Below are 6165 nucleotides of genomic sequence, written 5' to 3'. Positions count from 1 at the left end.
GCTGTTGCGATGCCCGTCGAATGGGGCGACAAGACACTAGCAGAGGGTGTGAACGATATGCTGAAACGTTTTCACGAAAAGCATCCAGAACTATCCCAGGAAGCACTGCACGAGATCGGCCGATGCGTGGGGTGGAACCTCCGCTAACTGCTGTCGCGAGTCTGGCAACCGGTTGATCCGGAATTTGAGAACTCGCCCGTATGCGGGATGAAGGCTGCAACAGCCAAAATGCGCCGGGTTGAATGGAACTGCAACCGATGTCTTCGAATAGAAAGAACTGTAATGAAGTTTGAGGACGCATATTTTTCGCGAGAGGATAGATATTCGATCGGCGTAGAGTCAACCTCAGGCCGGTATTATGCGTCGATCCCCGTTAGTAATGGGATCGTAGATTACGAAGAATATTATGAGCTCACCTCGGATCAATATCACCAATTCTTAAACGACCGTGGGGCTGCCGTTGACTTCATCGAAGCGTGTCGGAGGCACGAACACGATGACTTACTCCTACAACAACCGGGTAGTAACCGTGGGACTCCTGTTTAGAAGCCACCCCGTCGCGGGTTGGACCGCGGCGTGCGGTAGCGCTGGGCGTAGCGCAGCCTGGCGTCGCGCACCGCGTCGACATCGCTGTTCACCTTGGACCGCCCTCCAGTGACAACCACCGCGCCCCGTCGACCTGGCTGAACACGGCCAGCCCGCCGCGATCGGCGTTACAGATGCGAACTCCTACTTGCGGGACTACGGTGACTCCGTCGATCGGATCGGCAAAACGAACGGCCAGTACCTCGCCGTAATGGAAGATGGTGAACTCGGGTCGTGAACGTCATGTTCTACGAGATCGATCGGGTGGCTCTGTTGCGGTTGCAGCGCTTGATTGGTTAGTCACACTGTCGCATTATTTAGACGCACGATCGAGGATATAAAGGCTTCATTCCAGGCGCCCGATGGTAAGCCCCTGTTTTGCATCTGGGAGAACGCTCGGCCGTAGCTTCGAGCGAGAGACGCAGCTGGCACATACATTGGGTGAATGTCCACAGAGGTATCAAATGCGACGGGGTGTATTGAGATGACAAGCGGCATACAACTTTCGCAACGCCTTGGGCAATGGGCGAAGCTAGCTGATTACACTCTGACACCTGGTTCAAGTACTAGAGATGGGCGGACCATATTTTGGTCGGGGCTAGGTGAAAGTTGCCTCTTCATCGACAAGAAGCCGGATGGCTGGTTCGTAATTACTGATTCGGACCGCATGGAATCCGAACGCTTCGTCTTAGCAGCTCCGTCGATCGACACGATCGAGAAGTACTTGTTCGGAAAATTCGGGATGTACATTCGCAGCGCGAGGAATCTGCCTCGGATCGGTGTACCAGTCTCGGCGGAGGACGAACACTCCGACGTCAACATCGAAACTCGCGAATACGAAGGCGTCGAACGTTTCGCTCTAGTTGCGCCCGATGGCTCGGCGGTAGCGGTCGGTAGCGCCGACAAAATAACTGCAACAGCCGATCTCAAGAAACTCGCACTGTATCTGAACGCAACAATAGACCAGATTGAAGCGTCCATGCTCGATCCAGACGGAACGCCGCTTTTCGAGCGGCGATGACCGAATTCTCCAGGTCCGACGACGCTTACGCGCCCCGGTCCAACAGATCCGACGACCCGAGCACCCGCTCGATCTGAACCTCGATGACCACCCGTCGCGGGTTGGGCCGCGGCGTGCGGTAGCGCTGGGCGTAACGCAACTCGGCGTCGCGCACCGCGTCGACGTCGCTGTTCACCTTGGACCGGCCCTCCAGCGACAACCACCGCGCCCCGTCGACCTGGCTGAGCACGGCCAGCCCGCCGCGATCGGCGTTGATCGCCTTCTGCGACCCGCCGGTGGTGATCACCCGGGCGATGTGCGTCTTGGGGTCGAAGGTGAAACCCACCGCCACCACGTGCGGCGAATTGTCGGCCCGCAGCGTGGTGAGCATGGCCAGATGGCGCTCCGACAGAAACGCCAACGCGTCGTCGGTGAGCCGGGTAGTGGTATTCGCCATCACCGCCCACGCTAGCGCAGGTAATAATCGCAGCCGTGGACGACACGGGCGCAGCTCCGGTACTAATCCTGGGCGGCCGCAGCGAAATCGGCGTCGAGCTGGCCCGACGGCTGGCGCCGGGAACGACGGTCGTGCTGGCGGCGCGCAACGCCGACCGGCTCAACGACCAGGTCGACGCGCTCAAAGCCGCCGGCGCCTCGGCCGTGCACACCCGGGAATTCGACGCCGACGACCTGGCCTCGCACGGCCCGCTGGTCGCCTCGGTCGTCGCCGACCACGGGCCCATCGGCACCGCGGTGCTGGCCTACGGAATCCTGGGTGATCAGGCCCGCGCCGAAACCGACGCCGAGCACGCGGTCGCCATCGTGCACACCGACTACGTCGCACAGGTCAGCATGCTCACGCACCTGGCTACCGCCATGCGCGCAGCCGGCCGGGGCCAACTGGTGGTGTTCTCCTCGATCGCGGGCGCGCGCGTGCGGCGGGCCAACTACGTCTACGGGTCGGCCAAGGCCGGCCTGGACGGCTTCGCCAGCGGCCTGGCCGACGCGCTGCACGGCACCGGCGTGCGGTTGCTGATTGTGCGCCCGGGCTTCGTGATCGGCCGGATGACCGAAGGCATGACGCCGGCGCCACTGTCGAGCACGCCCGCGCAGGTGGCCGCCGCGACCGCGCGTGCGCTGGCGAAAGGCCGTCGCACCGTGTGGATTCCGTGGGCGCTGGGGCCCGCGGCCGCCGTGCTGCGCATGCTGCCCCAGCCCATCTGGCGCAGGATGCCGCGATGATCCGCACCGGCGACCACGCGGCCCGATCCGATGCGGAGCGGCATCCATGATCGTCGTGGTCGGCATCGGCGCCGACGGCATGGCGGGACTCGCCGAGGCATCACGCGCCGAACTACGAAGCGCCGCGGTCATTTACGGCTCCAAACGGCAACTGGATCTGCTCGACGACACGGTGCCGGCACCCCGGCGGCATTGGCCGTCGCCGATGCTTCCGGCGTTGCAGAGCCTGCTGGACGACCACACCGGCGACGTCCACATCGTGGCCAGCGGCGACCCGCTGCTGCACGGCATCGGCGGGACGCTGATCCGCCTGCACGGCGCCGGTCGGGTGCGGGTGCTGCCACACGTGTCCTCCGTGACGCTGGCCTGCGCGCGCATGGGCTGGAACGTGCACGACACCGAGGTGATCAGCCTGGTCACCGCGCCGCCGCACACCGCGGTGCGCCGCGGCGGCCAGGCGATCGTCCTGTCGCAGGGCGCAGCCACCCCCACCGAGCTGGCCGCGCTGCTGACCGCGCACGGCCGCGGTGATTCGCAGTTCACCGTTCTCGAAAGACTCGGCGCCCTAGACGAACACCGCCGCGACGGCACCGCCCGCGACTGGGCCGACGGTGCCGCAGGCATCGACCCGCTCAACGTGATCGCCGTACGCTACCTGCCCGACGAGCGCGTCTGGCCGCTGCCCGATGACGCCTTCACCCACGACGGGCAGATCACCAAGCAGGGAATCCGCGCGGTGACGCTGGCCGCGCTGGCGCCGCGGCCGGGGGAGCGGTTGTGGGATGTCGGCGCCGGCTCGGGCAGCATCAGCGTGGAGTGGTGTCTGAGCGGAACAGGTTGCTGCGCAACCGTATTCGAACGCCACGCACAGCGCCGGCACAACCTGGCGGCCAATGCCGCGGCATTCGGCGCGGCCATCGACGTGCACGGCGACGCCCCGGACGCTTTCGACGACGCCGAGCCGCCGTCGGCCATCTTCATCGGCGGCGGACTGACCCAGCCCGGCCTCCTCGACGCCTGCTTCGACCACCTGCCCAGCGGCGGACGGCTCGTCGCCAACGTGGTCACCACCGAGTCGGAAGCCGTTGTCATCCAAGCCTATACGCGGTTCGGTGGGCAGCTGCGACGCTTCCAGCACTATCACGGCAAGGCGTTGGGCGCCTTCACCGGCTGGCACCCGCAGTTCCCGGTCACCCAGTGGGCGGTGACCCGGTGACCGTCTACTTCATCGGTGCGGGCCCGGGCGCCGCGGACCTGATCACCGTCCGCGGCCAACGGCTGCTGCAAAGCTGCCCGGTGTGTCTGTACGCGGGTTCGATCATGCCCGACGACCTGCTGGCACTGTGCCCACCGGACGCGAGAATCGTCGACACCGGCCCGCTGACGCTGGATCAGATCACCACCGAGCTCCGCCAAGCGCACGCCGCCGGCCACGACGTGGCGCGGCTGCATTCCGGCGACCCCTCGCTGTACAGCGCGCTGGCCGAGCAATGCCGCCGGCTCGACGCACTGGGCATCGGCTACGAAATCGTGCCCGGCGTACCGGCTTTCGCCGCGGCCGCGGCCGTGCTCAAGCGCGAGCTCACCGTCCCCGGTGTTGCGCAGACGGTGACGCTGAGCCGGGTGGCCACCCTGTCCACGGCGATGCCGCCCGGCGAAGACCTGGCCACCCTGGCCCGAACCGGCGGCACCCTGGTGCTCCATCTGGCCGCCGCGCAGATCGACAGCATCGTCGGGCAACTTCTCGACAGCGGCTGTCAACCCCAAACACCTTGCGCAGTAGTCGCTTTCGCGAGCTGGCCGCAGCAAACGGTGCTGCGCGGCACTCTCGACGACATCGCCGCGCAGATGCACGACGCCCACATCACCAAGACCGCCGTCATCATCGTCGGCGACGCGCTGACCGCCGGCGGATTCACCGACAGCTACCTGTATTCGACCGGCCGCGCCCGCGGAAGCAGGCACTGATGCGACTGCTGCTGCTCGGCGGCACCGGCGAGGCGCGCGCCCTGGCCAAGGCCCTGCATCCGCGGATCGACATCATCAGCTCGCTGGCCGGCCGGGTGCCCGATCCGGCGCTGCCGGTCGGGCCGGTGCGGATCGGCGGCTTCGGCGGTGTCGACGGGCTGCGGCGGTGGCTGCGCGACGAACACATCGACTCCGTGGTGGACGCCACCCACCCCTTCGCCTCCACCATGACGGCACACGCCGCCCAAGCCTGCGCCGAGCTGGGGCTGCCACACCTGGTGCTGGCCCGCCCGGCCTGGGACCCGGGAGCGGCCACCGTCGTCGACTCGGATACCCACGCCGCGGAAACCGTTGCCGAGCAAGGCTATTCGCGAGTGTTTCTCACCACCGGCCGCTCGGGGGCGCGGGCGTTCAAGGACAGCGACGCGTGGTTTCTGATCCGGGCCGTCACCGAACCGGATGCGACCACACTGCCGCGTCGTCACCGGGTGGTGCTTTCCCGCGGCCCGTATCGCTACGACGACGAGCTCGCCCTGCTGGGCGAGCACCGGATCGACGCCTTGGTCACCAAGAACAGCGGCGGTCAGATGACCCGCGCGAAGCTGGATGCCGCTGCAGCGCTGGACATTCCGGTCGTGATGGTGGCAAGGCCGGCGCTGCCGGCCGGCGTGTCGGCGGTCGGCAGTGTGGCCGAGGCCGCCGAATGGGTTGCGGCGCTGGCGATCAAGGACTAGCCGGTCAGGTCGCTGCGCTCGCCGTCGGCCAGCAGCGCGTCGCGGGCCCGAGCCACCCGCGATCGGATGGTGCCCACCGGGCAGCCGCACACCGCGGCGGCGTCGGCGTAGGGCAGCCCGAGCAACTGGGTGAGCAACAGCGCTTCGCGCTGTTCGGGATTGAGGCCGGCGATCATCGTCGTCACCTCGACCAGATCCTCGAATCCGCGGGCGTGGCGGTCGGTGCGCAGCACGTGTTCGGGATCGGCGCCCACCGCGGCGCGCGGCCGCGACTGCAGGTGACGGATGTGGTCGGCCACGACGCGGCGCGCGATGGACAGCAGCCACGTCCGGGCACTCGAGCGTCCGGAGAACCGCTCGATGGCGCCGATCGCGCGCAGGAACGTCTCCTGGGTCAGATCGTCGGCGCTGCCCGCATCGCACAGATACGCGACGAACCGCCACACGTCTTGCTGGGTGGCCTTGATGAACGCCTCGAGCGCCCGGGCGTTCCCGCGCGCGGCGGACAACGCGAGCTCGGTTACCGCCTCGTCGTCGCTCGGCGCGATCATGCCCAACCACCTTAATTGCGCGGGTTTTCCGATCCTACGACGGGTCGTCGTAGACGATGCGGTGGGGTAGGGGGCCGCGCGATTG

Annotated in this window: 8 protein-coding genes and 1 pseudogene; 6 read left to right on the top strand and 3 right to left on the bottom strand. The window is 66.8% G+C overall.

Annotation, left to right across the window (positions count from 1 at the left end; translation table 11 throughout):
• Positions 1-282: 282 nt before the first annotated feature.
• Positions 283-546 carry a hypothetical protein gene (locus NF20_RS25980; RefSeq protein WP_075362266.1) on the top strand — a complete coding sequence of 88 codons (264 nt, stop codon included), beginning with the start codon at positions 283-285 and terminating at the stop codon, positions 544-546.
• Here NF20_RS25980 and NF20_RS05175 read toward each other — a convergent pair.
• Positions 543-787, bottom strand: a pseudogene (locus NF20_RS05175) (PPOX class F420-dependent enzyme); the annotation flags it as partial. The gene NF20_RS25980 and the pseudogene NF20_RS05175 sit on opposite strands and share 4 nt — an antisense overlap.
• Positions 788-1030: 243 nt before the next feature.
• Here NF20_RS05175 and NF20_RS25975 point away from each other — a divergent pair.
• Positions 1031-1606, top strand: coding sequence for a TNT antitoxin family protein (locus NF20_RS25975; RefSeq protein WP_224113042.1), 576 nt, complete (start codon positions 1031-1033; stop codon positions 1604-1606).
• Positions 1607-1631: 25 nt separating this feature from the next.
• Here NF20_RS25975 and NF20_RS05170 read toward each other — a convergent pair whose 3' ends face one another.
• Positions 1632-2042 (bottom strand): F420-dependent biliverdin reductase, encoded by a 411-nt coding sequence (locus NF20_RS05170; protein ID WP_003872145.1) that lies wholly within the window; start codon positions 2040-2042, stop codon positions 1632-1634.
• Positions 2043-2077: 35 nt separating this feature from the next.
• Here NF20_RS05170 and NF20_RS05165 point away from each other — a divergent pair, with 35 nt between their 5' ends.
• Genes NF20_RS05165 through NF20_RS05150 form a run of 4 tightly spaced genes read left to right on the top strand, consistent with a single transcriptional unit; the run spans position 2078 to position 5529 of the window.
• Positions 2078-2827: an SDR family NAD(P)-dependent oxidoreductase gene (locus NF20_RS05165; RefSeq protein WP_019733456.1), complete on the top strand. Its 750-nt coding sequence runs from the start codon at positions 2078-2080 to the stop codon at positions 2825-2827.
• 46 nt (positions 2828-2873) lie between these two features.
• Positions 2874-4043 (top strand): bifunctional cobalt-precorrin-7 (C(5))-methyltransferase/cobalt-precorrin-6B (C(15))-methyltransferase, encoded by a 1170-nt coding sequence (locus NF20_RS05160; protein WP_019733455.1) that lies wholly within the window; start codon positions 2874-2876, stop codon positions 4041-4043.
• The gene (cobM, locus tag NF20_RS05155; RefSeq protein WP_023899671.1) at positions 4040-4795 is read left to right on the top strand and encodes a precorrin-4 C(11)-methyltransferase; all 756 of its coding nucleotides are present in this window, start codon (positions 4040-4042) and stop codon (positions 4793-4795) included. The genes NF20_RS05160 and cobM overlap by 4 nt, the downstream gene beginning before the upstream one ends.
• The gene (locus NF20_RS05150; RefSeq protein ID WP_165928402.1) at positions 4792-5529 is read left to right on the top strand and encodes a cobalt-precorrin-6A reductase; all 738 of its coding nucleotides are present in this window, start codon (positions 4792-4794) and stop codon (positions 5527-5529) included. The genes cobM and NF20_RS05150 overlap by 4 nt, the downstream gene beginning before the upstream one ends.
• On the opposite strand, the gene sigC is transcribed toward NF20_RS05150, so the two are convergent.
• A complete protein-coding gene (gene sigC, locus NF20_RS28010) occupies positions 5526-6080 on the bottom strand; it encodes an RNA polymerase sigma factor SigC (protein ID WP_031348810.1) in 555 nt (184 codons plus the stop codon). The two genes, NF20_RS05150 and sigC, sit on opposite strands and share 4 nt — an antisense overlap.
• Positions 6081-6165: the final 85 nt, after the last annotated feature.

Source organism: Mycobacterium sp. MAC_080597_8934 (genome assembly GCF_000523975.1).
Taxonomy (GTDB): Bacteria; Actinomycetota; Actinomycetes; order Mycobacteriales; family Mycobacteriaceae; genus Mycobacterium; species Mycobacterium avium.
Note: the sequence above shows the minus strand (reverse complement) of the source record. Positions and strands in the feature narration are given on the sequence as shown.

Bases quoted from the DNA above. Each gene is read 5' to 3' on its own strand.
- NF20_RS25980 (WP_075362266.1), top strand. From the start codon at position 283: ATGAAGTTTGAGGACGCATATTTTTCGCGAGAGGATAGATATTCGATC.
- NF20_RS25975 (WP_224113042.1), top strand. From the start codon at position 1,031: ATGTCCACAGAGGTATCAAATGCGACGGGGTGTATTGAGATGACAAGC.
- NF20_RS05170 (WP_003872145.1), bottom strand. From the start codon at position 2,042: ATGGCGAATACCACTACCCGGCTCACCGACGACGCGTTGGCGTTTCTG.
- NF20_RS05160 (WP_019733455.1), top strand. From the start codon at position 2,874: ATGATCGTCGTGGTCGGCATCGGCGCCGACGGCATGGCGGGACTCGCC.
- sigC (WP_031348810.1), bottom strand. From the start codon at position 6,080: ATGATCGCGCCGAGCGACGACGAGGCGGTAACCGAGCTCGCGTTGTCC.